The following is a 25,428-nucleotide window of genomic DNA, read 5'->3' on the forward strand; positions in this document are numbered from 1 at the left end:
CACAAAAGGTGCTGGCGAAAGCCGGCTTCAATACTCGGAGAGGAAAGCGCGTATGAATAAAACACGCCCCAAGCACTTGGCACTGTGGCAGATCAGGTTTCCCCTGCCTGCCATCGTGTCCGGCCTGCATCGCATCAGTGGTGCGCTGCTGGTTCTGTCGATCCCTTTCATTTTGTACGCGCTGGAAGGTTCGCTGTCCTCCGCTGAACGTTTTGCCGCCTTCAAGTCCTGCATCGGCAATCCCTTCGTCAAGCTCGGCCTGCTGGTCGTGCTGTGGGGGCTGCTGCATCACGCCTGTGCCGGTACCCGCTTCCTGCTGATGGACATCCACAAGGGTGTCGATCTGCCGACGGCGCGCCTCAGCGCCAAGCTCGTCATGGCTGTCAGTCTTGTCCTTACTGTCGTAATCGGGGTGGTCGCATGGTAAATCGCAAGGTTGTCGGCGCGCATTACGGTCTGCGCGACTGGCTGGTCCAGCGCGTGACCGCCGTCATCATGCTGGTTTACGGCATTGCCGTTGCCGCATTCGTTCTGTTCGCTTCGGGCGCTTCGTTCGAAGCCTGGCAGGCGCTGTTTGCCTGTACCTGGGTCAAGGTGCTGACCACCGTCACCATCGTCGCGCTGCTGTGGCACGCCTGGGTCGGTACCCGCGACATCTGGATGGATTACGCCTATCACACCGGCGTGCGTCTGACGCTGCATGTGCTGACGATCCTCTGGCTCGTCGCCAGCTTTGTTTACTCGGTTAAAGTCGTGTGGGGTGCGTAATGTCGGTTCCGGTTCGTAAGTTCGATGCAGTCATCGTCGGTGCCGGTGGCGCGGGCCTGCGCGCAGCGCTGCAATTGTCCGAAGCCGGCCTGAAGACGGCCGTCCTCTCCAAGGTGTTCCCGACCCGGTCGCACACCGTTGCCGCTCAAGGCGGTGTGTCGGCGTCGCTCGGCAATTCCGAGCCCGACCACTGGCACTGGCACATGTACGACACCGTCAAGGGCTCGGACTGGCTCGGTGACCAGGACGCGATCGAGTTCATGTGCCGCGAAGCACCGAATGTCGTTGTGGAGCTCGAGCACTTCGGCATGCCGTTCGACCGCAACGCCGATGGCTCGATCTATCAGCGTCCGTTCGGTGGCCACATGTCGAACTTCGGCGAGAAGCCGGTCCGCCGCGCCTGTGCCGCCGCTGACCGTACCGGTCACGCCATGCTGCACGCGCTGTACCAGCGCAACGTGCGCGCCAACACCCAGTTTTTCGTCGAATGGATGGCACTGGACCTCGTTCGCGACGAGCAGGGCAATGTCCAGGGCGTCGTCGCCATGGAAATGGAAACGTCGGAAGTTTACGTATTCCAGGCCAAGGCCACGCTGTTCGCGACCGGTGGTGCCGGCCGCATCTTCGCCTCGTCGACCAATGCTTTCATCAATACCGGTGACGGCCTCGGCATGGCGGCCCGTGCGGGCATCCCGCTCGAAGACATGGAGTTCTGGCAGTTCCACCCGACCGGCGTGGCCGGTGCCGGTGTGCTGATTACCGAAGGCGTTCGCGGCGAAGGCGGCATCCTGCGCAACTCGGCCGGCGAGCGCTTCATGGAGCGTTACGCACCGAACGCCAAGGATCTGGCCTCGCGTGACGTCGTATCGCGCGCCATGGTCACCGAGATCAACGAAGGTCGCGGCTGCGGTCCGAACAAGGATCACGTGCTGCTCGACATTACCCACCTGGACCCGGAAGTCATCAAGTCCAAGCTGCCGGGCATCCGCGAAATCTCGATCAAGTTCGCCAACGTCGACCCGATCAAGGCACCGATCCCGGTCGTGCCGACCTGCCACTACCAGATGGGCGGCATTCCGACCAACTACAAGGGCGAAGTCATCGTCGACGAGAAGCCGGTGACCGGTTTCTACGCCGCCGGCGAAGTGGCCTGCGCCTCGGTGCACGGTGCCAACCGCCTCGGTACCAACTCGCTGCTCGACCTGCTGGTGTTCGGCAAGAGCTCGGGCAACTCGATGATCGACTTCATCAAGACGGCGCCGAAGGATCTGCCGCCGCTGGCGATTGGCGACGTCGAGCGTTCGCTGGCCCGCGTCGAGCGTCTGAACCAGCAGAGCAACGGTACGCAGGTCAACGATGCCCGTGCCGCAATGCAGGCCACCATGCAGAAACACTGCGGCGTGTTCCGCTTCAAGGACATGCTGGCCGAAGGCGTGGCGAAGATTCTGGAAGTCGAAAAGATGGTCAAGACCATCGAGATCGCCGACAAGTCCAGGACCTTCAACACCGCACGTCTCGAAGCGCTGGAGCTCGAAAACCTGATCGAAGTCGCCAAGGCGACGATGATCTCGGCCGATGCCCGCACCGAATCGCGCGGCGCCCACGTCCGTGACGACGCCGAAGACACCCCGGAACGCCCGAACGGCCGTGACGACCAGAACTGGCTCAAGCACACGCTGTGGCATCGCGACGGCAACCAGCTGAAGTACAAGCCGGTGACCATGAAGCCGCTGTCGGTCGATACGATCGCCCTGAAGACCCGCTCCTACTGAGGGGAATGCATCAATGACTACCCGTACCGTCAAATTCAGCATCTACCGCTTCGATCCGGAAAAGGACGCGAAGCCGTACATGAAGGACTACACCGTCGAACTCGACTCGACCGACCGCAAGCTGCTCGACGCACTGGTCAAGCTCAAGGTCGTGGACGACGCGATCTCGTTCCGCCGCTCGTGCCGCGAAGGCGTCTGCGGTTCGGACGCGATGAACATCAACGGCAAGAACGGTCTGGCTTGCGTGACCGACATCGATACGCTCAAGCAGCCGATCCAGATCCGTCCGCTGCCGGGCCTGCCGGTGGTGCGCGACCTGATCGTCGACATGACCCAGTTCTTCAAGCAGTACCACTCGATCAAGCCGTACGTGATCAACGACACGCCGGCGCCGGATCGCGAGCGCCTGCAGTCGCCGGAAGATCGCGAAGAGCTGAACGGCCTGTACGAATGCATCCTGTGCGCGTGCTGCTCGACGTCCTGTCCTTCGTTCTGGTGGAACCCGGACAAGTTCGTCGGGCCGGCCGGCCTGCTCGCCGCCTATCGCTTCATTGCGGATACCCGCGATACGGCGACCAACGAGCGTCTGGATAATCTGGAAGACCCGTACCGGCTGTTCCGCTGCCACTCGATCATGAACTGCGTCGACGTCTGCCCGAAGGAACTCAATCCGACCAAGGCGATCGGCAAGATCAAGGATCTGATGGTCAAGCGCATCGCCTGATCACGGATCGGTCGATTTGAAAAGGGGAAGTACGGCATGGAAGAAGTAGAGCTGAAACGCATCCTGTGGCGCTCGCGCCGCGGCCTGCTGGAGCTGGATCTGCAGCTGGAGCGTTTTGTTGCCGAGGTGCTGCCGACGCTGTCGGAGGCCGAGCTGGCGCTCTACGGGGACGTGCTGCTGCTTCCCGACCAGGATTTCCTGGCCTACGTGAACGGTGCGGTCGCATGTCCCAATGCGCGACTCGTGCCGATGATCGAGCGCATCCGCGCAGCACAACGATAACGGTGGCGGGCCCGATCCCGCACCCAACCTGGAGCCTATAGAGATGGAAAACAAGGTCACCCTGACTTACAAGAACGGCGAGCAGTCGATCGATCTGCCGGTGCTGCCGGCGACGCTCGGCCCGAGCGTGGTCGACATCCGTACCTTTTCGAAGACCGGCATGTTCACCTTCGACCCGGGCTTTCTTGCCACGTCGGCGTGCGAGTCGCAGATCACCTACATCGACGGTGACCTTGGCCAACTCTATTACCGCGGTTATCCGATCGAGCAACTGGCCGAACACTCGGACTACCTCGAGTCGTGCTACCTGCTGATCTACGGCGAGCTGCCGACCAAGCAGCAAAAGGAAGACTTCGTTCGCGTCGTCACCAAGCACACTATGGTGCACGACCAGATGACCCGCTTCTTCCAGGGTTTCCGTCGTGACGCACATCCGATGGCCATGATGGTCGGCGTGACCGGCGCACTGTCGGCGTTCTACCAGGACAGCCTCGACATCAACGATCCGGAGCACCGTCGTGTGGCGATCTATCGCCTGATCTCGAAGATCCCGACGATCGCCGCGATGTGCTACCGCTACAACCAGGGCCTGCCGTTCCAGTACCCGCGCAACGATCTGGGCTACACCGCCAACTTCCTGCACATGATGTTCTCGACGCCGTGCGAGCCGTACGAGCCGAACCCGGTGCTGGTGAAGGCACTCGACCGCATCCTGATCCTGCACGCCGACCATGAACAGAACGCGTCGACCTCGACCGTGCGTCTGGCCGGTTCGTCGGGTGCCAACCCGTTCGCATGTATCGCCGCCGGTATCGCCTGCCTGTGGGGCCCGTCGCACGGCGGCGCCAACGAAGCCGTGCTGAAGATGCTCGACGAGATCGGCTCGGTCGAGAACGTTCCGGCGTTCATGGAAGGCGTGAAGAACAAGACCCACAAGCTGATGGGCTTCGGTCACCGCGTCTACAAGAACATGGATCCGCGTGCAGCGATCATGAAAGAGACCTGCGACGAAGTGCTGAAGGAACTCGGTCTCGAAAACGATCCGAAGTTCAAGCTGGCGATGGCGCTGGAAAAGATCGCGCTGGAAGACCCGTACTTCATCGAGCGCAAGCTGTACCCGAACGTCGACTTCTACTCGGGCATCGTGCTGACCGCCCTCGGCATTCCGGTGTCGATGTTCACGGTGATCTTCGCGCTGGCCCGTACCGTCGGCTGGATCAGCCACTGGAACGAAATGATTTCGGATCCGGCAATGAAGATCGGCCGCCCGCGCCAGCTGTACACCGGCTCGCCGCGTCGCGACTACGTAGATATCAAAAATCGCGGATAACCGCGTGGATGCGCCGCCCCCCGAGGGCGGCGCAATACCATAGCAGTCGGGCGATCAGACCCGCTGCGTCTGGCTAGATAGACAGGACAGAACCACAATGATGACCGAGTATCAGGTTAGTTCTCACCTCTTCGGCGGGAATGCACCGTTTATCGAGGAACTGTACGAGCAGTACCTCGCCGATCCGACGTCGGTGGACGGCAAATGGCGCGAGTATTTCGACCGGCTGCAGCAAACGGCCGGCGCGATCGAGCGCGATGTGCCGCGTGCGCCGATCGAGGAATCGTTCCGCCAGATGGCCCGCAAGCCGCGCATGGTCGCCGCTGCCGGCGCCGCCGACGAAAAGGCGGTGCGCCAGCAGATCAACCTGCTGCGACTGATTTCCGCCTACCGCGTGCTCGGCAGCCGCAACGCAGCGCTCGATCCGCTGCGCCGGATGGACCAGACCTACGTGGCCGAGCTCGATCCGAAGCATCACGGCTTCTCGGATGCCGACCAGGCCAAGGTGTTCGGTACCAACATCGCCGGCATGGAAAAGGCCTCGCTCGCCGAGGTGCTGTCCTTCCTGAAGCAGACGTACTGCGGCAGCATCGGCCTCGAGTACATGCACATCACCCGTTCGGACGAAAAGCACTGGGTCCAGCAATGGTTCGAGTCGCGTCGTTCGACCTCGCAGTACAACGCCGGCCAGAAGAAACGCATTCTCAAGCAGGTCACCGCAGCAGAGACGCTCGAGCAGTACCTGCACAAGAAGTACGTCGGCCAGAAGCGCTTCTCGCTCGAAGGCGGCGATTCGCTGATTCCGGCCATGGATTACCTGACCCAGCTGTCCGGCGCTGCCGGCGTGCAGGAAATCGTGATCGGCATGGCCCACCGCGGCCGTCTGAACATGCTGGTGAACATCCTCGGCAAGCAGCCGCGTGACCTGTTCAGCGAGTTCGAAGGCCGCTACACCACGCAGCTGGCGTCGGGCGACGTGAAGTACCACATGGGCTTCTCGAGCGACATTCCGACGGCCAACGGCCCGGTGCACCTGAGCCTCGCGTTCAACCCGTCGCACCTTGAAATCGTCAACCCGGTCGTCGTCGGTTCGGTGCGCGCACGTCAGCAGCGCCGCAACGACAAGACCGGCGATCAGGTCCTGCCGGTCCTGATCCACGGCGACTCGGCCTTCATCGGCCTGGGCACCAACCAGGGCACGTTCAACCTGTCGCAGACGCGCGGTTACGGTACCGGCGGCACCGTGCACATCGTCGTCAACAACCAGGTCGGCTTCACCACCTCGGACGTGCGCGACAACCGCTCGACACTGTACTGTACCGACATCGCGAAGATGGTCGAAGCGCCGGTGTTCCACGTCAACGGCGACGATCCGGAGGCCGTGTGCCTGGTGATCGAAGCCGCGATGGAGTTCCGCAAGACCTTCCGCAAGGATGTGGTCATCGACATCGTCTGCTTCCGTCGCTGGGGCCACAACGAGGCGGACGATCCGTTCGTCACGCAGCCGATGATGTACAAGAAGATCGGCCAGCACCCGGGCGTGCGCAAGAAGTACGCCGACCGTCTCGTGGCCGAAGGCGTCGTATCCGAAGCCGAAGCCAACGAGATGATCGACGCGTACCGCGCGGCGCTGGATCGCGGCGAACACGTCGAACAGACCACGCTGACCGACTACAAGCGCAATTTCGCGATCGACTTCGGCAAGTACATGGGCAACCACTGGCGCCACCCGGTCGACACCGCAGTGCGTCTGGGCGGCCTGCAGCGTCTGGCCGAGAAGTTCAACGCCGTGCCGGAAAACTTCAAGCTGCGCGCCAACGTGGAGAAGATCCTCAAGGAACGCGGTGAAATGGTTGCCGGCAATGCGCCGGTCGACTTCGGCATGGCCGAATCGCTGGCCTATGCAACGCTGGTGACCGAAGGCTACGCCGTGCGGATTTCGGGTGAAGACTCGGGTCGCGGCACCTTCAACCACCGCCATGCCGTCGTGCACGACCAGAACCGCGAGAAGTGGGACCAGGGCGCCTACATCCCGCTGCAGCACCTGTCGGACAGCCAGGCACACTTCACCGTCATCGATTCGATCCTGAACGAAGAAGCGGTGCTGGCGTTCGAATACGGCTATGCCTCGTCGGCGCCGGAAGAGCTGGTGATCTGGGAAGCGCAGTTCGGTGACTTTGCCAACGGTGCGCAAGTCGTGATCGACCAGTTCATCACCTCGGGCGAAACCAAGTGGGGCCGTCTGTGCGGTCTGACGATGATGCTGCCGCACGGCTACGACGGTCAGGGTCCTGAGCACAGCTCGGCCCGCGTCGAGCGCTACCTGCAGATGTGTGCCGAGCACAACGTCCAGGTCGTGCAGCCGTCCGAAGCCAGCCAGATCTTCCACGTACTGCGTCGCCAGATGCTGCGTCCGGTCCGCAAGCCGCTGATCATCATCATGAGCAAGCGGCTGCTGAAGGCGAAGTTTGCCGCCAGCCCGATCGAGCAGTTCAGCAGCGGTGCCTTCCGCAACGTGATCGGCGACACCGCCGAACTCGATGCCAAGAAGGTCAAGCGCGTCCTCGTCTGCGCCGGTCAGGTGTACTACGACCTCGCCACGGCACGTGCCGAACGCGAGATCAAGGACATCGCCATCGTCCGCGTCGAACAGCTGTATCCGTTCCCGACCGAAGAGCTGCAGGCCGAGTTCGAGAAGTATCCGAACGCCCGCGAAGTTGTCTGGGTCCAGGAAGAGCCGCGCAACCAGGGCGCCTGGCACCAGATCCGTCATCGCCTCGAAGGCTGCACCTCGCCGAAGCAGGCGCTCAAGTTTGCGGGTCGCCCGTCGTCGGCATCGCCGGCGGTTGGCTACATGAGCAAGCACACCGCCCAGCTCAAGGCCTTCGTCGACGAAGCGCTGACGCTGTAATCATCCGCGGGGCGGCGGTGCCGCCCCGAACCGCCTCAAGCCGGACCCCAGGCTAGAACGAATTGGAGAAACATCAATGATCATCGAAGTCAAAGTGCCGCAGCTGCCGGAATCCGTGACCGAAGCCACGCTGCTGTCGTGGAAGAAGAAAGCCGGCGAAGCCGTCGCGCGTGACGAGAACCTGATCGACATCGAAACCGACAAGGTCGTGCTGGAAATCCCGGCACCGCAGGCTGGCGTGCTGGTGTCGATCATCAAGAACGAAGGCGATACCGTCGGCAGCGACGAACTGATCGCGACCATCGACACCGAAGCCAAGGTGGCGGCAGCCGCGCCGGCTGTCTCGGCACCGAGCGCGGCCATCGTCGAGCAGCAACAGCGCATCGAAGCTGCCGCGGCTTCGGCCGGCGTGCCGGCTTCGGCACTCGGCTTCGGTTCGGCCGTGATGCCGGCAGCGAAGAAGCTTGCTGCCGACAACGGCGTCGACGTGTCGAAGGTCGAAGGCAGCGGCCGTGGCGGTCGCGTGCTGAAGGAAGACGTGCAGAACGCGCTGAACAAGCCGGCTGCCGCGCCGGTCGCAGCACCGGTTGCTGCCGGGGAACGCGCGGAACAGCGCGTGCCGATGAGCCGGTTGCGCCAGCGCGTGGCCGAGCGCCTGCTCGAGTCGCAGCAAACCAACGCCATTCTGACGACGTTCAACGAAGTCAACATGAAGCCGTTGATGGACCTGCGGAACAAGTACAAGGACCGCTTCGAGAAGGAACACGGCGTGAAGCTCGGCTTCATGGGTTTCTTCGTCAAGGCCGCCGTGCACGCGCTGAAGAAGTATCCGATCGTCAACGCCTCGGTTGACGGCAACGACATCGTCTACCACGGCTACTTCGACATCGGTGTTGCTGTCGGCTCGCCGCGCGGCCTCGTCGTGCCGGTGATCCGCAACGCCGACCAGCTCTCGCTGGCCGACATCGAGAAGACCATCGCCGATTTCGGCAAGCGCGCGCAGGAAGGCAAGCTGAGTCTGGACGAACTTACCGGTGGCACCTACACGATCTCGAACGGAGGTACGTTCGGTTCGATGATGTCGACCCCGATCATCAACCCGCCGCAATCGGCGATCCTCGGCATGCACGCCACCAAGGAACGTGCCGTGGTCGAGAACGGCGAGATCGTTGCCCGTCCGATGATGTACCTGGCCCAGTCGTACGACCACCGGATCATCGACGGCCGCGAAGCGGTGCTGTCGCTGGTGGCGATCAAGGAAGCGATCGAAGACCCGGCCCGCCTGCTGCTGGACCTGTAATTCCGGAATGGGCGGGGGGCAACCCGCCCGAACGCGCGAGCACGGCTCGCATCAGCTTAGGAAAACAACATGTCGCAACAATTCGACGTCGTCGTGATCGGTGCTGGCCCCGGCGGCTACATCGCAGCGATCCGTGCTGCGCAACTGGGTTTCAGTACCGCCTGCATCGACGAATTCAAGAACAAGGAAGGCAACGCCAGCCTCGGCGGCACCTGCCTGAACGTCGGCTGCATTCCGTCCAAGGCGCTGCTCGAATCGTCGGAAAACTGGGAGCGCATCGAGCACAAGTTCGCGGCGCACGGCATTACCGTTGAAGGTGCGAAGTTCGACGTCGCCAAGATGCTCGAGCGCAAGAACGGCATCGTCAGCAAGCTGACCCAGGGTATCGGCTTCCTGTTCAAGAAGAACAAGGTCACCAGCCTGCACGGTCACGGCCGTATCCTCGGTCGCAACGGCGACCGCTGGCAGCTTGAAGTCGCCGACGGTGACAAGACCGACGTGGTCGAAGCCACCCATGTGATCATCGCAACCGGCTCGACCCCGCGTGCATTCCCGGGCGTGCCGTTCGACAACGAGCTCGTGCTCGACAACGAAGGTGCGCTGGCCATTCCGGCCGTGCCGAAGAAACTGGGCGTGATCGGCGCCGGCGTCATCGGTCTGGAAATGGGTTCGGTGTGGAAGCGTCTCGGTGCCGACGTCACCGTGCTCGAAGCCGCACCGGGTTTCCTGCTCGCTGCCGACGAAGCCGTCGCCAAGGAAGCGCACAAGATCTTCACCAAGGATCTGGGCCTGAAGATCAACACCAGCGTCAAGATCGCCAAGGTCGAGCCGGGCAAGAAGGGTGTCAAGGTCGAATACGCCGACAGCGAAGGCAAGGATCACAGCATCACCTTTGACAAGCTCATCGTCGCGATCGGCCGCGTGCCGAACACCTGGAACCTCGCGGCCGAAGGCGTGGGGCTGCCGGTCGACGAGCGCGGCTTCATCGCTGTCGACGGCGAATGCCGGACCAGCCTGCCGAACGTCTGGGCGATCGGTGACGTCGTTCGCGGCCCGATGCTGGCGCACAAGGCGTCGGAAGAAGGTGTGGCTGTGGCCGAGCGCATTGCCGGGCAGCATCCGCACATCGACTTCAACACCGTGCCCTGGGTCATCTACACCAGCCCCGAAATGGCATGGGTGGGCAAGACCGAGCAGCAACTGAAGGCCGAAGGGGTCGACTACCGCAAGGGCCAGTTCCCGTTCAGCCCGAACGGCCGCGCGCTGGGCCTCGGCGAAGTCGCCGGCTTCTGCAAGATGCTGGCCGATGCCAAGACCGACCGCATCCTCGGCGTCCACATCATCGGTCCGTTCGCGTCCGAACTGATCGCCGAAGCCGTGGTGGCGATGGAGTTCAACGCATCGTCCGAAGACATTGCCCGTATCGTCCACGCCCACCCGTCGCTGTCCGAGTCGCTGCATGAAGCGGCGCTTGGCGTCGACAAGCGTGGTCTGCACAGCTGATTAACCAGCGGAACGGCGACGACCGTTCCGTATTTTTCCTGACTGAGGAATACACGAGATGAATCTCCACGAGTATCAAGCCAAGGAACTGCTGGCCAAGTATGGCCTGCCGGTACAGAAGGGCATTCTGGCGAACAGCGCCGAAGAAGCCGCTGCTGCTTACGACACCCTCGGCGGCAAGTTCGCCGTGGTCAAGGCCCAGGTGCATGCCGGTGGCCGTGGCAAGGCCGGTGGCGTCAAGGTGGTGAAGAGCCGCGAAGAAGCCGCCGAAGTCGCCAAGACCCTGATCGGTACCAACCTGGTGACCTACCAGACCGACGCAGCCGGCCAGCCGGTGCACTCGGTGCTGGTGTGTGAAGACATGTACCCGGTGCAGCGCGAGCTGTATCTGGGCGCCGTGGTCGATCGTTCGAGCCAGCGCGTCGTCTTCATGGTGTCGACCGAAGGTGGTGTCGAGATCGAGAAGGTGGCCGAAGAGACCCCGGAAAAGATCATCAAGATCGAAATCGATCCGCTGGTCGGCGCTCAGCCGTTCCAGGGCCGTGACGCTGCGTTCGCGCTCGGCCTGCAAGGTCCGCAAGTCGCCGCGTTCACCAAGCTGTTCCTCGGCGCGGCCAAGGCCTTCATCGAGAACGACTTCGCGCTGTTCGAAGTGAATCCGCTGGCGCTGCGCGAAAACGGCGAACTGGCTTGCGTCGACGGCAAGATCAACCTCGACTCCAACGCCCTGTACCGTCACCCGGAACTGCTGGCGCAACGCGACAAGTCGCAGGAAAACGAGCGTGAAGTGAAGGCGTCGGAGTTCGAACTGAACTACGTGGCACTGGAAGGCAACATCGGCTGCATGGTGAACGGCGCCGGTCTGGCCATGGCCACGATGGACATCATCAAGCTCAAGGGCGGCCAGCCAGCCAACTTCCTCGACGTCGGCGGTGGCGCAACCAAGGAGCGCGTGATCGAAGCGTTCAAGCTGATCCTGGCCGACGAATCGGTCAAGGGCGTGCTGATCAACATCTTCGGCGGCATCGTCCGTTGCGACATGATCGCCGAAGCGATCATCGCTGCCGTCAAGGAAGTGAACGTGACCGTGCCGGTCGTGGTTCGTCTGGAAGGCAACAACGCCGAACTCGGCGCCAAGCTGCTCGACGAATCGGGCCTGAAGCTGACTTCGGCCCAGGGCCTGAACGACGCGGCCGAGAAGATCGTCGCTGCGCTGGCCTGATCACCTGCATACGGATAAGGAATAAACCAATGAGCGTTTTGGTCAACAAAGATACGAAAGTGCTGGTGCAAGGCTTCACCGGCAAGAACGGTACCTTCCACGCCGAGCAGGCGCTGAAGGTCGGCACCAAGGTTGTCGGTGGCGTAACCCCGGGCAAGGGCGGTTCCGAGCACCTCGGCCTGCCGGTGTTCAACACCATGAAGGACGCCGTGCGCCAGACCCAAGCTGATGCCTCGGTGATCTACGTGCCGGCACCGTTCGCCAAGGATTCGATCCTCGAAGCGATCGACAGCGGCGTGAAGCTGATCGTCTGCATCACCGAAGGCGTGCCGACCCTCGACATGCTGTACGTGAAGAAGGCCGTCGACGAAGCCGGCATCCGCCTGATCGGCCCGAACTGCCCCGGCATCATCACCCCGGGCGAGTGCAAGATCGGCATCATGCCGTGGCACATCCACCAGCCGGGCCGCATCGGCATCGTGTCGCGTTCGGGCACGCTGACGTACGAAGCCGTGGCGCAAACCACCGCGCTGGGTCTGGGCCAGTCGACCTGCATCGGCATCGGCGGCGACCCGATCCCGGGCACCAGCCACATCGACGCGCTGAAGCTGTTCCAGGATGATCCGGATACCGACGCGATCATCATGATCGGTGAAATCGGTGGTTCGGCCGAAGAAGAAGCGGCCGAATTTGCCAAGTCCTACGTGACCAAGCCGGTCGTCGGTTACATCGCCGGCGTCACCGCGCCGAAGGGCAAGCGCATGGGCCATGCCGGTGCGATCATCTCGGGCGGCAAGGGCACGGCCGAAGAAAAGTTCGCCGCGTTCGAGCGTGCAGGCATCGCCTACACCCGCAGCCCGGCCGAACTCGGCAAGACCATGTACGAGCTCCTCAAGAGCAAGAACATGCTCTGATCCGCGTGATCAAACAAAAACGCCACCTTCGGGTGGCGTTTTTGTTTGCGATGCCGACCAGCAGACCATCTGTCGCGGGGCGGCTTACTTGCCGCTGTTGATCCGGTCCTGGATGTGCTTGGCACGATCTGCCGATGCAGGGTGCGAGCTCATGATACTGCTGTTGCCACCGTCGAGCTTGGCCAGCTTCTGGAAGCTGGTCACCAGAGCCTGAGGGTTGTAGCCCTTGCTCTTCAGCAGGTCGAACGAATAATCGTCGGCCGCACTTTCCTGGCTTTGCGAGAACTGGGCGTTGATCAGTTGTTCGCCCAGATCGGCCAGTTGCGATTTGCTCAGTGCGGTGACCGTTGCATTCCCGGCAGCGCCGACCGCACCACGCGCCGCGGCGACGCTGTAGGCGACCTGTGCAGCCTTCTTGGTATGGCCCAGTGCGACGTGGCCGATCTCGTGGCCGAGCACGGCACGGACTTCGTCGTCGGTCATCAGGTCCATCAGCCCGCTGTAGACACGCACGCAGCCGTTGGCCATCGCCCAGGCGTTCACGTCCTTGGTCTGGTAGACCTTGAAGTTCAGCGGCGCACCGTTGACGCTGGTCGGCAGGCCCTTCATCACGTTGTTCAGGCGCTTTGCATAGCTGCTGCTCGCCGGCGCGATTTTGGACTGGGCGTCCTGTTGCTGGCACGACTGGACCGACAGTTTCTGGACATCGGCATCGGTCAGCATTGCAGCCTGTGCGGCGGTCGCGCCCGACTGCAGCAGGGCGTTGGCATCCATCTGGGCGCAGCCGGAAAAGGCCAGCATGCTGGCGGTGATCGCGACGAAACGGAGTTTCATTTCGGGTGTCCGTGATTTGGTTGTTTTGATTTGAAAGAATTTATATGAATTTATGACAGAAAACCATCGGGGATTTCCAGGTGTTACTGGCCTGTCTGACAGCAGGTCGGTCCTTGTTGGCCGAGAAAGGGGCGCAGCTGCATCCATGCGTCGATCTTGGCTTGCAGTGGCATCGTGTGTGCCGGGCTGGTCGACGGCAGCGCGATGCAGTGCAGCCCCTCCGGCAACTGCCGGTGGCCGAGCCGGTAGGCCGTCTGGCCGTTGAAGGCGACTGCATTCAGATGCGGCAGATTGTCGATCAGCACCGTCAGCGGGTTGGTTTCGACTTCCCGCAGCGCCTGATCGAGACTGCCTTGCCGTCTGGCACTGCCGACGACATCCCACAAACCGATGCCTCGGGTGAGCAGTGCGACGAGGCGGTCGTCATAGGGGAGTGTGTCGATCGCGCGACCGGTCAGCGCCGACATGATCGGCCAGAATGCGTTGCGAGGGTGGGCGTAGTAGGCCTTAGCCGCCAGCGAGGCATCGCCGGGCAGGCTGCCGAGAATCAGCAGGCGGGTGTCTGGCGAGGTGACCGGTGCAAGGCTGGTTTTCAGCATGACGGTGTGAATACTTGGCAATGGCTACGGTGAATTTTATGTAGTTAATTTTGTGCATGATGAGCAAAATATCCGTAACAAAATTACGAATTCATCAGGAGCAACATCATGCGCAAACTGCTGCGGAAGATCGAACGCAAGGCCCAGGCAATGCTCGAACAACGGTACAGCCATCTGTTCCGCTAAGCCAGCCGCCGCCCCCGAAAAGCCACCGACGCCGGTGGCTTTTTTGCGTTACGCCATGTCCAATCCGCCGTCTCGCACCAGTTTTTGTGCCAGTGCGATGAAGGCGGTTGTCGCCGGCGAGCATAGCCGGCTATCCGGTACCGCCAGTCCGACGTGACGCCGGACCGGCGGATCGAGAGGGCTGGCGACCCAGCGCCCGTCCCGGTGAGGCGGCTTGGGGAGGGCCAGTTCGGCAACGACGGTGATGCCGTCACCGCGGGCCACGATATCCAGCGTGCTGATCAGTTGGGTGCTGCGATAACGTACTTTCGGTGCCAGCCTTGCCGTTGCGAACAGCTGGTCCACAAGCTCGGCCGAGCCGGCTTCGGTCAGTACGAAAGGGTCGTCGCACAATGCCGACAGCGGCAGCGTCGTCCGCGCCGCCAGCGAGTGGCTTGCAGGGACAACGGCGACCAGCTGGTCCTCGATCAGCGCAACGGTATCGAAGCGCTCGTTCGGCAGTACGACGAAACCGATGTCGATCCTCCGTTCGTCCAGCCACTGCAGCACCTGGCGGTCCGGTCCTTCATCGATATGAATTTCGATGCCGGGAAAGCCGTGCCTGAACCGGGCCAGCAACTGCGGTAGCAGCCGCGTCGATGCCGTCGGGCCGAACGAACCGATGCGCAGGCTGCCGCACTTCAGGCCCCGTGCATCGGCCGCTTCCTGGCGCATGGTTTCGGCCAGTCCGAGTACGGTCCGGGCCCGTTGCAGCAACGTCGCGCCGATAACGGTCGGTTCGACTTCGGACCGGAACCGTTGCACCAGCTCGACACCCAGTTCCTGCTCGAGTCCCTGCATTGCATGCGATACCGCTGACTGGCTGATGCCAAGCCGCATTGCTGCCGCGGTAAAGCTGCGCAGTTCGACGACCGTCGAGAAAACGTTCAGCTGGGTCAGGGTCACGGCGTTTCAATGGCATGAGTAGTTGCTCATTTTACTATGAGTACTCATGAGTCTGATGATTGACCATCAAAATCTTGGACCGGGCCCGCACCGGGGATCGACAGGTCATGCGCCTTTCCGATGATCAATGCGTCTACCTGAAACTGTCCGCCGTCTCGGCCATTTGGGGCGGGACCTTCGTCGCCGGGCGTGTGCTCGCCGGCGAGCTGTCGCCGCTGCTGTCGGCCAGCCTCCGGTTCCTGCTGGCCGGTACGGTATTGCTGGTGTCCCTGCTGTTCCGCCGGGTGCAGCTGCCAAGACCAGGTTTCATACAGTGGTGCCAGCTCGCACTGCTGGGGCTGGTCGGGGTGTTCGCGTACAACGTCTGCTTCTTTTACGGGCTTCGTTACATCGACGCGTCGCGCGCGGCGCTGATCGTGGCGCTGAATCCGGCGGCGATCGCGCTGCTGGCCGCCGTGTTTCAGGGCGAACGGCCCTCGGCATCGCGAGTTGCCGGCATCCTGCTTTGTGTGTCCGGTGCGGCGGTAGTCATTCTTGGTGTCGACGGCGTACCGTCGTCCACCGGGTCCTGGCTTGGTGACGGGCTGATTCTCGGTTGCGTGCTGGCCTGGGCGATCTTCAGTGTCGCTTCGCGCGGACTGGCGCGCGACATCGGCCCACTGCCGACCGTGAGTTATGCAGTCATCCTCGGTGCGGTCATGCTGTCGGTCGCGGGGTGGCTGTCGGGGGAGGCGGGAACTGCGGCGCTGTCCGCCATTTCGACCGCGCAGTGGGCCTGCCTCGCGTATCTGGGGGTGGTCGGGTCGGCGCTTGCCTACGTCTGGTACTACGAAGGGATTGCCCGTATCGGTGCGGCGCGCTCGGGTGCTTTCATTGCATTGAACCCGGTCACCGCCGTTCTGCTCGGGATGCTGCTGCTGGGCGAACGTCCGACCTGGTCGCTCGTCATCGGCGGGGCGCTGGCGGTATCGGGTATCGTGCTGAGCAATACGCCACGTCCCGACGCCGAACAGCGCCGCTGAATCAGGCGCGGATCAGTTCGCTGGCATCGAAGCCGAGCCGCAGCCCACCCCAGTGACGGCCGCCGACATGGATCGGCAGATCGAGCTCGGTCATGATCTCGCCGGTATCGCGCACATAGGTCTGCAGCAGGAAGCGCTGCGTGTTGCGCGCTGCGCGCAGGCCGGCCGGGTCGTTGAAGATCCGCTTGTCGCGGCTGTTGAGCAGGTCGACGGCCGGATCGCCGGTTGCCGGTTTCGAGTACCAGCTGTTGTGGGTGGCACCGTAGCCGTTGGTGTCGGTGGCCAGCGAGAACTTGCCACCGTTGGTTTCGCGCACCAGCGCGTCGTAAAGCGGCTGGATTTCCTTTTCGAACAGGCCGTCGTAGCTGGTCCGGAATTTCGGCGGGTTGGTGCCGGCGATCGGCTGGTAGCGCTGGTCGAACACGTCGACCCCCCGCTGGCCGAATTCGGCGAGCTTGTCGGCGATCCGGTCGCGGAACTGGCCCGCGCGCTGGATGGCCGCATCGAGTTCGCCCTGGCCGACGATAAAGCGGCCGATCATTTCCTGAACCTTCTCGGTCGCGCTCGACAGGTCCTGCGATGACTGCGCAGAGCGTGTCATCCGCTCGTTTACCGCCAGCGAGAGCTGGTGGATCTCGGAGACGTTGGCGTTGACGGTGTTGTTCGCCTCGGTGAATTCCTTCAGCGTCGTTGCAATGCCGCTCAGCGCATCGCTGGTCGATTCGAAATCGCTCATCATCTTGGCGAACTGTCCCGATGCCTTGGCGACGACTTCGTGGGTCAGCTTCGCGTCGTGGGTGATCTGCACGGTTTCGGTCTGCGTTTCGGCGACCTGGCCGAGCATGCTGTCGATGTCGTGGGAGATGTTGTCGGTGGCCACATGCACCTTCTCGGCCAGTTTGCGCACCTCGTCGGCGACGACGGCAAAGCCGCGGCCCGCTTCACCGGCGCGGGCAGCCTCGATGGCGGCGTTCAGCGCCAGCAGATTGGTCTGGCCGGAGATTTCCTTGATCAGGTCGACAATGGTCTTGATGCTGGCCGAGCGCTGGTTGAGGCCGTCGACGGTGGTGTTGAAGTTCTCGATCTTGGCAGTGATCGCATTGATGCGCTCGGTGACATCCTGCAGTTCGGCGTACGACGCATGCGCCAATTCGAGATTCTGGCTGGTGGTTTCCGAGATGGCCTGCGTGCGCTGGGAAACGTGGTTGATGCCGCTGGTCGTGGCATTGCTCGCTTCGACCACGCCTTGTGCCAGCTGATCCTGCTGTTTGGTCGAAGTGGCCGAATCCTTGATGTTCTTCATCGACTTGGCCGCCTCGAGCGCGATGCCGACGGTCATCGACTGGACGCTGGCGATCGTATCGCGTTGCCGCGCAAGGAAGCGGTTACAGGTGCCGGCCAGTGCGCCGATTTCGTCACTGGTGATGACCGGAATATCGACCGACAGATCGCCTTCACCACTGGAAACCTCGGTGAATACCGCCGTGATGCGCGCGATCGGCCGGGTGATCCAGTAGTTGAAATAGACGTACTGGATCGTGACCAGCGCCAGCATCAGCACCAGCAGCACCCAGCAGACGATGCGTACCGTCGCGAAGGGGGCAATCAGTGCGGTACTCGCGGCTGCATCGAGCCGCAAGCCGGTCGCGACGTCGGCCAGCCTGCCTTCCGCCACGTAGACGGCCAGCAGTGTTGCCATCGGCACCAGTGCAAACAGGTAAAGGAAGGCGAACTTGCGTCCCAGTGTCGGCAGGACATGGCGCTCCAGCGCCGCATGGAATCCGGTAGAAGCGCTCATCTTCTCGATCTCCCCGAGCAGCACGCCTGTGGCGTGCGCAAGCATGTGACTGTTTTCTTATATTTATTTCGGCCCGGTTCCCTGGAACTTGAGCCGGCCCCTGTTTCAGGCAGACAGCGCGGCTTGCAGATGGTCGAGTGTCAGATGCCAGCGCTGCAGCATGTGGCGGAACACGGCAAGTTCGACGGCGCTGAAGTCGTCGTCGGCTTTGGCGATGTCGAGGGCGATTGCGGCGACGAGGGCGCGCTTTTTCGGATCATCGACGGTATCGAGCAGGTCGTCGATGCGTTCGCGATCGATCAGTTTGATCGTGCCGGCTTCATCGGCTTCGTCCGACAGGTCATTGCAGTAGTCATGGACGACTTCGATGAAACGCTTGCGGCTGATGCCGATCACTTCGTAGATGCGCAGGTGCTCGAGCTGATCGAGTTCTTCGGGGTCGAAGTTGCCGTCGCACATCATCTGCAGGACCAGCAGCCGTGCCATCGCCTCGGGGCTATTGTTCGCGTATTTTTTCATTTTTCATCCTTTGTAAGTCCAGTGCCGCGAGGAAGGTCTCGGGTACGGGCGCTGTTTTGCGCAGGCGGTAGTCGAAAAATGCCAGATTGGTCTTGGCTTGGGCAACCAGTCTGTCATTGGTGCGTACTTCGTAATACAGATCGAAGTTGGTGCGTTCGAAGTCCGCCGCTGTAAGTTTGATGCTGAGCAGGTCGCCGAGAAACGCTTCGCTGCGGAACGCGATCAGCGCATCGCTCTGGATCAGGCCGGGGCGTTCATCGTTGCCGAGCTCGTCAAAACCCAGTGCCAGCAGGAACTGCAGACGGGCTTCGTGCAGCAGACCGAGCAGCGCCTGATTGCCGAGATGGGCGCCGTAGTTCAGGTCGGTGACGCGGACTGCCAGCGTGCATTCGAAATCGCTGTGCTGCGGCAGGGAGAGCTTCAGGCGGGGCATTGGCCGGCATGCTCCGGATGATTGGCGTTCCAGTGTATGCGCGCCCCACAGGGGCCGCAATGGGGGGCATTCTGCTAAACTTGCAGTAAGCTCACTCGACGGGGAACGACCATGTACGAACGCATTCTGGTGCCGGTGGACGATAGCGAAACCAGTGCCGCGGCGCTGCGCGAGGCCGTGAAAGTGGCGTGCAATCAGCGCGCTACGGTAAAGATCGTGCATGTGATCGACCTGGCCCAATTCGCATGGAGCGCCAACGAGTTCCTCGACGTGCCGCAACTGCAGGAGGCACTGCGTCGTGCCGGGCAGCGTGTGCTGGATCAGCAGGCCGAAGTGCTCAAGGCGGCCGGCGTCGAGGTTGAAATCGAACTGCTCGAAGCCTGGGGCGGCAATCTGGCGCGCGCGATCGTCGACGAAGCCGACAAATGGCAGGCCCAGCTGATCGTCATGGGTACGCATGGCTACGGCGGGCTGACGCACATGCTGCTCGGCAGCGTGGCCGAAGGTGTGATTCATGTCACGCCGGTGCCGGTGCTGTTGGTGAGAGCACGGCCGGAATGAACAAGCCGGACGGCCGGCTGCGCGTCGACGACCACGCGCGTGATGCGGCTGGCCTGACCTACGTCTATCCGGTGGTGTCGCGCCGCGCGGGCGGCGTCTCGGTCGGCATCAACCTCAATCCGAACAATGCCTGCAACTGGCGCTGCGTCTATTGCCAGGTGCCGGAGTTGCACCGCGGCGGGCCACCGCCGATCGATCTGGTGCAGTTGGAGGCCGAACTGGATGGCCTGCTCGCCGATATCGTTCGTGGCGACTTCATGCGTGAGCGGGTACCGGAGGGGGCACGCCGCCTGAATGACGTGGCGTTTTCCGGCAACGGCGAGTCGACGATGAGTGCCGAGTTTCCGGTCGCCGTCGAGCTTGTCGGACGGGTGCTCGAGCGTTTCGGCCTGGTCGGGCGGGTCAAGCTGGTACTGATCACCAACGGCAGCCAGTTGTACAAGCCCGCGGTTCAGGCTGCCGTTTCGGCAATGGCAGCGCTGGGCGGCGAGGTCTGGTTCAAGCTGGATCGCGCGCCGCAGGACGGGTTCAGTGCGGTCAATCAGGTACAGCTCAAGGCATCGTCGGTGCGCCAGCATCTGGCGGCGGCTGTGGCGCGCTGTCCGACGTGGTTGCAGACGTGCATGTTTGCGGTCGACGGCGCATTGCCGGACGAAGGTGCGCTGCAGGCGTACCTCGACTATCTGTCTGCACTGTTGCGGGACGGGATTACACCGCACGGAGTGTTGCTGTACGGCCTGGCGCGACCGTCGATGCAGGCGGAGGCCCCCCGCCTGTCGGCAGCGCCGGTTGAGTGGATGCAGGCGCTGGCGGCACGGATCGAGGCGATCGGCTTGCCGGTGAAACTGAGCCCCTGACGTGACAAAGCCCCGCGAGCGGGGCTGTTGTCGAGGCGGCAGCGGCTTAGCGCGCTGCCAGCTGGGCCGACTGGCCGTGAACCGGTTCGCGGTCGCGTGTCGCGGCCAGACGAAGCGTTTCGTACAGTTCCGGCTTCATTTCCTTCAGGTACTCGAGGATCAGGTAATCCTCGCGGTTGATCTTGGCAAGATCGACTTGCTCGATATGGACGACGCGCAGCAACTCGCGCACCGGGCGCGGCATGTTGCGGCCGCTTTCATAGCGGGAACCGCCGCTTTGCGTCACGCCGATCTTGCTCCAGAATTCCTGTTGATTCAGGCTCAGACGGCGGCGCACTTCGCGCGGGTTCAGTGTGGTTTCTTTCATGGCGTGGACTCCTCGTACGGCGGTATGACGGCGTAAACCTTGACGTCATCATAGGGATGAGGGCCGGTTCCAGACACGTAAGTATTTCCTTATGAATATGTGATTTAGTAACGCAACCAATTAATGAAAAGTTCTGATATTGATCATCTCAAAAAACAACAACTTGCCCATCGTGCCCTCATGGAGCGTGACCCGGTGCTCAAGGTCAGGCAAGTTAATGATTTCAATGACGATTCCTATTTGGAAAATGCTCCGGTTCACGTCGCACGGATCATCGTTCCGGGCCGTCCGGCGCGCCCGGAACTGGTGGCGCCTTCGGCCTTGGCCAACCGGGAAATTCATAGCGTCGAAGGGCGTGGTGCGCTGCTGCATGCGATTGCCCACATCGAGTTCAATGCCATTAATCTGGCGCTGGATGCCGTCTATCGATTCACCGGCATGCCCGAAGCTTACTACAACGACTGGTTGCAGGTCGCCCGCGAGGAAGCGTTGCACTTCTCGCTGTTATGCGACCACCTCGCTACGCTGGGCTACGCCTACGGCGATTTCCCGGCGCACAACGGTCTGTGGGAAATGGCCGTCAAGACCGATGACGACGTGATGGCCCGGATGGCGCTGGTACCACGCATCCTCGAGGCGCGCGGGCTGGATGTGACGCCGGGTATTCGCGAAAAGCTCAAGCAGAGCGGCGATGTACGAGCCTGCGAGATTCTCGACGTCATTCTGCGTGACGAAATCGGCCATGTTCAGATCGGCAACCGCTGGTTTCACTGGTGTTGCACCGAGCGCGGGCTGGATCCGGTCCCGACGTTTGTCGGGCTGCTGCATGATTACGATGCAGTGTTGCCGCGCGGCAAGCTGAACTATCCGGCCCGGCGGGCCGCCGGTTTCAGCGACGAGGAGCTGGCGCTGATCGAGTCGATCAAGCTGGTCTAGCGAAGGGCGCGCGGATGTTCGGTCCGAGCGCCTCGGTTTCTCCGTTTTCGGCCCAGTACACGTTGGAACAGGGGGCGGGCGCCCTGCGCAAGCAGCTAGGCTGCTGGCCACGCCATTGCCGATAGGCCTGTTGCGTATCGTTCGATCATGACGCCGACCGGAATGAAGACAAGCGTCGCCCAGCCGAGCCGGATCGCGCCGTTGATGGCCGAACCCAACCACTCGAAACCCATCAGGTTGACGGGGTCGTTCACGCGTTTTTGACCGGCATTCAGCCGATCCGGAGGTGCAGGTCGTCGCGTTCGTCGGCGGCATCGCGCAGTGTCGTCAGCAGCGCGGCATGACGGTCTGCACCAAGGTAGGGGCGTGCGTCGGCGGCATCGGGCCAGTTCAGGGTCAGCGACCCCTCGAGATCGGCCGTCAGCAGGTCGAACAGTGCATCGAGATTGCGGCCGAAATGCGCCGGCAGCGGCAGTTGCCGCGCCAGTTGCGCGTAGACGTCGTCCATGCTGCGGATGTCGTGCAGTACTACGGTGTGATGTTTGCTCATCAAGACTCCTTACGGCTGGCAGGCGGGCAGCTCGGTGAAGGTCTGGTAGTGGTCGACCGTGACGAAGCGCCGGCCTTGCGGTTCGTAGACCAGCCGTTTAGCGCCGCGCTTGCCGCCGCGATAGTCGAGGTCGGCCTCGCGATACTGGCCGCGCGGCAGTCGTTGTTCGCGATTGCCGAACCGGTCGCCACCGATCGAGTGCGCCGGCAGCACTTGCCACAAGTCCCGTCCGGGTTGCCAGCCGGCGGCCTGTGCCTGGCGCTTGGTCACGTAGCGCTCGGGTAGTCGCCCGTCGCGGGCCAGTGTGCCGAGTGCGGTGGCAAGTTCGGCACGGTCGAGTTTGTGCGAGGCGGCAAAGGACGCCGCGACGTCGTCGCAGCGCGGGAGCGCGGCGAATGCGGGAACGGTCAGGGTCAGCAGCAGGCCGAGCAGGGAAAGGCGCATGACGGGTCCGGTGTGGAATCAGCGGGCATCGAGGGGGGTCAGCAGCACCAGTTTCAGTGCTTCGTGATCGACCAGCTTGAACGACAGTTGATGATAGACGAGCAGGCCGTCGTCGGGATGGGCAAAGGTGCGCTCGCCGCCCTGTCGTTCGAGTACATCGTGGCGACGCCAGTACTCGGCAAATTCCGGGCTGGATTGCGACAGCTGGGCGACCTGTTCGATCAGGCCAGCATCGTCGACGCCTGCGCGCGTGTCGGCGCGAAACTCGGCCGCCAACCGACGGGCGCGGACTTCCCAGTCGACCACCAGCGTCCGTGCGGCCTGGTCGAGGAAAACGAAGTCGAGCAGGTTCGGCGCGGCATCGGCGGCCAGCCATGGACCGAACAGCCGCGCTGCGGCATCGTTCCATGCGAGCACGTCCCAGCGCCGTCCGAGCACATAGGCCGGCCCGGCAAAGCCGCGCACTGCAGCTTCGATCACGCCGGGCGAAACGTCGTGTTCGGCCCGCGGTTGTTGCGGGTCGTGCCGGCCCGCAAGCTCGAACAGGTAGGCGCGCTGCGAGCGGTCCATGCGCAAGGCGACCGCCAGGCGGTCGAGCGCGTCGGCGGAAACGCTGATGTCGCGGCCCTGCTCGATCCAGGTGTACCAGGTCGGACTGATGTCGCAGAGCTGGGCCACTTCTTCACGCCGCAGGCCCGCCGTGCGGCGACGCAGGCCGGCGGCAAAGCCGAAGGCGGCGGGCTCGCGTTGCTGGCGCAGGCTCATGAGAAAGTCGCCGAGTTCCTTGCGGCGGATCGAGGCGCTGACGGACATGCGGATACTCTGGCTGTTACTGTTGATACCAGTATAAGTGCTAAACTTGTTCCAGTATCAAAACGTCCCTAATCTGGCTGCATCGGGCGGGAACGAAGGTTTGCTTACCAGCCTGCGGTGGCTGCCGGCGCGTGATCCAGCTCACTTGAGCGCACCGACAGCAACGTATGATCATGCCGTGGCAACACGGTTTTCTTCTGGAACGAATATGGCCGCACAGACGCTTTACGACAAACTCTGGCACTCGCACGTCGTCAGCGAGGAAGCCGACGGGACCTGTCTGCTTTACATCGATCGCCATCTGGTTCACGAAGTGACCAGCCCGCAGGCGTTCGAAGGGCTCAAACTCGCCGGTCGCAAACTGTGGCGCGCGCATTCGGTGGTGTCGACGCCGGACCACAATACCCCGACCGATCACTGGGATGAAGGCATCAAGGATCCGATCTCGCGTCAGCAGGTCGAGACACTCGACGCCAACATCAGGGAGTTCGGCGCGCTGGTCTATTACCCGTTCAAGGACAAGCATCAGGGCATCCTGCACGTGGTCGGTCCGGAAAGCGGTGCGACCCTGCCGGGGATGACCGTCGTCTGTGGCGACAGCCATACGTCGACGCACGGTGCCTTCGGCGCGCTGGCGCACGGCATCGGTACCTCTGAAGTCGAGCATGTGCTGGCGACGCAGTGTCTGGTGGCCAAGAAGTCGAAGGCGATGCTGGTGCGCGTCGACGGCCAGCTCGGCCGCGGCGTGACCGCCAAGGACGTGGCGCTGGCCATCATCGGCAGGATCGGTACGGCCGGCGGTACCGGCTATGCGATCGAATTCGGTGGCAGCGCGATCCGCGGCCTGTCGATGGAAGGCCGGATGACCCTGTGCAATATGGCGATCGAGGCGGGTGCCCGGGCCGGCATGGTGGCCGTCGACCAGACGACGATCGATTACGTGAAGGGGCGTCCGTTCGCACCGAATGCAGAACAATGGGATGCCGCGGTCGCCAACTGGCGCACGCTGGTGTCCGATGACGGTGCCGTATTCGACGCCGTGGTCGAACTCAAGGCCGAAGACATCGAGCCGCAAGTGACCTGGGGTACGTCGCCCGAGCAGGTGCTGTCGGTCAATGGCCGCGTGCCCGATCCGGCCGCGGAAAGCGATGCGGTGAAGAAGGGCAGTTACGAACGCGCCTTGCAGTACATGGGCTTGAGCGCCAATACGCCGATCACCGAGATTCCGGTCGACAAGGTGTTCATCGGTTCGTGCACCAATTCGCGGATCGAAGACCTGCGCGCCGCTGCGTCGGTGGTCAAGGGCAAGAAGAAGGCCGATTCGGTCAAGCTGGTGATGATCGTGCCGGGTTCGGGTCTGGTGAAGGCGCAGGCCGAAGCCGAAGGGCTGGACAAGGTGTTCCTCGATGCAGGCTTCGAGTGGCGCGAGCCGGGCTGTTCGATGTGCCTGGCGATGAACGCCGACCGGCTCGAGCCGGGCGAACGCTGCGCCTCGACCAGCAACCGCAATTTCGAAGGGCGTCAGGGGCAGGGGGGGCGTACCCACCTCGTCAGTCCGGAAATGGCCGCAGCTGCGGCGATTGCCGGCCATTTCGTCGATGTACGCACTTTTGCGTGACGTGACGCTCTAAACATTTTTTGATCTGCTGGAGTGTGAATCCATGAAATCGATTTTCCTGCTCGCCGTTGTCGCTGCGTTGACCCTGTCCGGCTGTAACACCATGAAGGGGTTCGGTCAGGACGTGCAGAAAGTCGGTGGCAAGATCGAAAACGCCGGCAGCAAATAATTCGACCGCCACGGCCGCCGGGACCGGTGCCGTGGCTGCGAGGAATCCGCA

Annotated in this window: 28 protein-coding genes; 17 read left to right on the forward strand and 11 right to left on the reverse strand. The window is 62.7% G+C overall.

What is annotated here, in order from left to right; translation table 11 throughout:
• Positions 1-52 precede the first annotated feature (52 nt).
• The 11 genes from sdhC (at position 53) to sucD (ending at position 12,726) form a co-directional block, all read left to right on the forward strand.
• Positions 53-427, forward strand: coding sequence for a succinate dehydrogenase, cytochrome b556 subunit (sdhC, locus tag IE097_RS04895; RefSeq protein WP_189459021.1), 375 nt, complete (start codon positions 53-55; stop codon positions 425-427).
• Positions 421-768: a succinate dehydrogenase, hydrophobic membrane anchor protein gene (sdhD, locus tag IE097_RS04900; RefSeq protein WP_189459022.1), complete on the forward strand. Its 348-nt coding sequence runs from the start codon at positions 421-423 to the stop codon at positions 766-768. Before sdhC ends, sdhD begins: the two co-directional genes overlap by 7 nt.
• The gene (gene sdhA, locus IE097_RS04905) at positions 768-2,540 is read left to right on the forward strand and encodes a succinate dehydrogenase flavoprotein subunit (protein ID WP_189459023.1); all 1,773 of its coding nucleotides are present in this window, start codon (positions 768-770) and stop codon (positions 2,538-2,540) included. The genes sdhD and sdhA overlap by 1 nt, the downstream gene beginning before the upstream one ends.
• A 13-nt stretch (positions 2,541-2,553) precedes the next feature.
• Positions 2,554-3,264 (forward strand): succinate dehydrogenase iron-sulfur subunit, encoded by a 711-nt coding sequence (locus IE097_RS04910; RefSeq protein WP_070525598.1) that lies wholly within the window; start codon positions 2,554-2,556, stop codon positions 3,262-3,264.
• A gap of 36 nt (positions 3,265-3,300) precedes the next feature.
• A complete protein-coding gene (locus IE097_RS04915; RefSeq protein WP_189459024.1) occupies positions 3,301-3,546 on the forward strand; it encodes an FAD assembly factor SdhE in 246 nt (81 codons plus the stop codon).
• Positions 3,547-3,589: 43 nt separating this feature from the next.
• Entirely contained in the window at positions 3,590-4,876 is a 1,287-nt protein-coding gene (gltA, locus tag IE097_RS04920) for a citrate synthase (protein ID WP_189459025.1), read from the forward strand.
• A 97-nt stretch (positions 4,877-4,973) separates the two neighbouring features.
• Positions 4,974-7,787, forward strand: a complete 2,814-nt coding sequence (locus IE097_RS04925; protein ID WP_189459026.1) for a 2-oxoglutarate dehydrogenase E1 component — start codon at positions 4,974-4,976, stop codon at positions 7,785-7,787.
• A 76-nt stretch (positions 7,788-7,863) separates the two neighbouring features.
• Entirely contained in the window at positions 7,864-9,087 is a 1,224-nt protein-coding gene (gene odhB, locus IE097_RS04930) for a 2-oxoglutarate dehydrogenase complex dihydrolipoyllysine-residue succinyltransferase (protein WP_189459027.1), read from the forward strand.
• Between the two features lie 69 nt (positions 9,088-9,156).
• A complete protein-coding gene (gene lpdA, locus IE097_RS04935) occupies positions 9,157-10,590 on the forward strand; it encodes a dihydrolipoyl dehydrogenase (protein ID WP_189459028.1) in 1,434 nt (477 codons plus the stop codon).
• 58 nt (positions 10,591-10,648) lie between these two features.
• Positions 10,649-11,812 (forward strand): ADP-forming succinate--CoA ligase subunit beta, encoded by a 1,164-nt coding sequence (sucC, locus tag IE097_RS04940; protein ID WP_189459029.1) that lies wholly within the window; start codon positions 10,649-10,651, stop codon positions 11,810-11,812.
• A 29-nt stretch (positions 11,813-11,841) separates the two neighbouring features.
• Positions 11,842-12,726, forward strand: a complete 885-nt coding sequence (sucD, locus tag IE097_RS04945; protein ID WP_189459030.1) for a succinate--CoA ligase subunit alpha — start codon at positions 11,842-11,844, stop codon at positions 12,724-12,726.
• An 84-nt stretch (positions 12,727-12,810) separates the two neighbouring features.
• Here the strand turns inward: sucD and loiP are convergent, their stop codons facing one another.
• The 3 genes from loiP to IE097_RS04960 all read right to left on the reverse strand — a co-directional run bounded on the left by loiP (position 12,811) and on the right by IE097_RS04960 (position 15,290).
• The gene (gene loiP, locus IE097_RS04950) at positions 12,811-13,560 is read right to left on the reverse strand and encodes a metalloprotease LoiP (RefSeq protein ID WP_189459031.1); all 750 of its coding nucleotides are present in this window, start codon (positions 13,558-13,560) and stop codon (positions 12,811-12,813) included.
• Between the two features lie 83 nt (positions 13,561-13,643).
• Positions 13,644-14,159 carry a DNA-deoxyinosine glycosylase gene (locus IE097_RS04955; RefSeq protein WP_189459032.1) on the reverse strand — a complete coding sequence of 172 codons (516 nt, stop codon included), beginning with the start codon at positions 14,157-14,159 and terminating at the stop codon, positions 13,644-13,646.
• A gap of 234 nt (positions 14,160-14,393) precedes the next feature.
• A complete protein-coding gene (locus IE097_RS04960; RefSeq protein ID WP_189459033.1) occupies positions 14,394-15,290 on the reverse strand; it encodes a LysR family transcriptional regulator in 897 nt (298 codons plus the stop codon).
• Positions 15,291-15,397: 107 nt separating this feature from the next.
• On the opposite strand from IE097_RS04960, the gene IE097_RS04965 reads away from it, so the two are divergent.
• Entirely contained in the window at positions 15,398-16,312 is a 915-nt protein-coding gene (locus IE097_RS04965; protein ID WP_189459034.1) for a DMT family transporter, read from the forward strand.
• Between the two features lies 1 nt (position 16,313).
• Here the strand turns inward: IE097_RS04965 and IE097_RS04970 are convergent, their stop codons facing one another.
• The 3 genes from IE097_RS04970 to IE097_RS04980 form a co-directional block, all read right to left on the reverse strand.
• Positions 16,314-18,110, reverse strand: coding sequence for a methyl-accepting chemotaxis protein (locus IE097_RS04970; RefSeq protein ID WP_189459201.1), 1,797 nt, complete (start codon positions 18,108-18,110; stop codon positions 16,314-16,316).
• A gap of 105 nt (positions 18,111-18,215) precedes the next feature.
• Positions 18,216-18,629 carry a TerB family tellurite resistance protein gene (locus IE097_RS04975; RefSeq protein WP_189459035.1) on the reverse strand — a complete coding sequence of 138 codons (414 nt, stop codon included), beginning with the start codon at positions 18,627-18,629 and terminating at the stop codon, positions 18,216-18,218.
• Positions 18,607-19,062 carry a thioesterase family protein gene (locus IE097_RS04980; protein ID WP_189459036.1) on the reverse strand — a complete coding sequence of 152 codons (456 nt, stop codon included), beginning with the start codon at positions 19,060-19,062 and terminating at the stop codon, positions 18,607-18,609. The genes IE097_RS04975 and IE097_RS04980 overlap by 23 nt, the downstream gene beginning before the upstream one ends.
• 111 nt (positions 19,063-19,173) lie before the next feature.
• On the opposite strand from IE097_RS04980, the gene IE097_RS04985 reads away from it, so the two are divergent.
• A complete protein-coding gene (locus tag IE097_RS04985) occupies positions 19,174-19,623 on the forward strand; it encodes a universal stress protein (protein ID WP_189459037.1) in 450 nt (149 codons plus the stop codon).
• The gene (locus tag IE097_RS04990) at positions 19,620-20,480 is read left to right on the forward strand and encodes a radical SAM protein (RefSeq protein WP_189459038.1); all 861 of its coding nucleotides are present in this window, start codon (positions 19,620-19,622) and stop codon (positions 20,478-20,480) included. Before IE097_RS04985 ends, IE097_RS04990 begins: the two co-directional genes overlap by 4 nt.
• Positions 20,481-20,526: 46 nt before the next feature.
• Here IE097_RS04990 and IE097_RS04995 read toward each other — a convergent pair whose 3' ends face one another.
• Positions 20,527-20,847 carry a helix-turn-helix domain-containing protein gene (locus IE097_RS04995; RefSeq protein WP_189459039.1) on the reverse strand — a complete coding sequence of 107 codons (321 nt, stop codon included), beginning with the start codon at positions 20,845-20,847 and terminating at the stop codon, positions 20,527-20,529.
• Positions 20,848-20,970: 123 nt separating this feature from the next.
• Here IE097_RS04995 and IE097_RS05000 point away from each other — a divergent pair, with 123 nt between their 5' ends.
• A complete protein-coding gene (locus IE097_RS05000; RefSeq protein ID WP_189459040.1) occupies positions 20,971-21,783 on the forward strand; it encodes a ferritin-like domain-containing protein in 813 nt (270 codons plus the stop codon).
• Between the two features lie 95 nt (positions 21,784-21,878).
• Here IE097_RS05000 and IE097_RS05005 read toward each other — a convergent pair whose 3' ends face one another.
• From IE097_RS05005 to IE097_RS05020, 4 genes are read right to left on the reverse strand one after another with little or no spacing between them, the layout of a single operon-like run.
• A complete protein-coding gene (locus tag IE097_RS05005; RefSeq protein ID WP_189459041.1) occupies positions 21,879-22,037 on the reverse strand; it encodes a hypothetical protein in 159 nt (52 codons plus the stop codon).
• A gap of 17 nt (positions 22,038-22,054) precedes the next feature.
• Positions 22,055-22,333 (reverse strand): barstar family protein, encoded by a 279-nt coding sequence (locus IE097_RS05010; RefSeq protein WP_189459042.1) that lies wholly within the window; start codon positions 22,331-22,333, stop codon positions 22,055-22,057.
• A 9-nt stretch (positions 22,334-22,342) separates the two neighbouring features.
• Positions 22,343-22,777, reverse strand: a complete 435-nt coding sequence (locus IE097_RS05015; RefSeq protein WP_189459043.1) for a ribonuclease domain-containing protein — start codon at positions 22,775-22,777, stop codon at positions 22,343-22,345.
• Between the two features lie 18 nt (positions 22,778-22,795).
• Complete coding sequence (locus IE097_RS05020; RefSeq protein WP_189459044.1) at positions 22,796-23,590, reverse strand: helix-turn-helix transcriptional regulator; 795 nt, start codon at positions 23,588-23,590, stop codon at positions 22,796-22,798.
• Between the two features lie 208 nt (positions 23,591-23,798).
• Between IE097_RS05020 and leuC the strand changes: the two genes are divergently transcribed.
• Together leuC and IE097_RS05030 are read left to right on the forward strand one after the other, a co-directional pair.
• Complete coding sequence (gene leuC, locus IE097_RS05025) at positions 23,799-25,208, forward strand: 3-isopropylmalate dehydratase large subunit (protein WP_189459045.1); 1,410 nt, start codon at positions 23,799-23,801, stop codon at positions 25,206-25,208.
• A 43-nt stretch (positions 25,209-25,251) separates the two neighbouring features.
• Positions 25,252-25,377 (forward strand): entericidin A/B family lipoprotein, encoded by a 126-nt coding sequence (locus IE097_RS05030; RefSeq protein WP_189459046.1) that lies wholly within the window; start codon positions 25,252-25,254, stop codon positions 25,375-25,377.
• Positions 25,378-25,428: the final 51 nt, after the last annotated feature.

Origin of the sequence: Jeongeupia chitinilytica (assembly GCF_014652315.1) — a bacterium.
In the GTDB taxonomy this organism is placed as follows: domain Bacteria; phylum Pseudomonadota; class Gammaproteobacteria; order Burkholderiales; family Chitinibacteraceae; genus Jeongeupia; species Jeongeupia chitinilytica.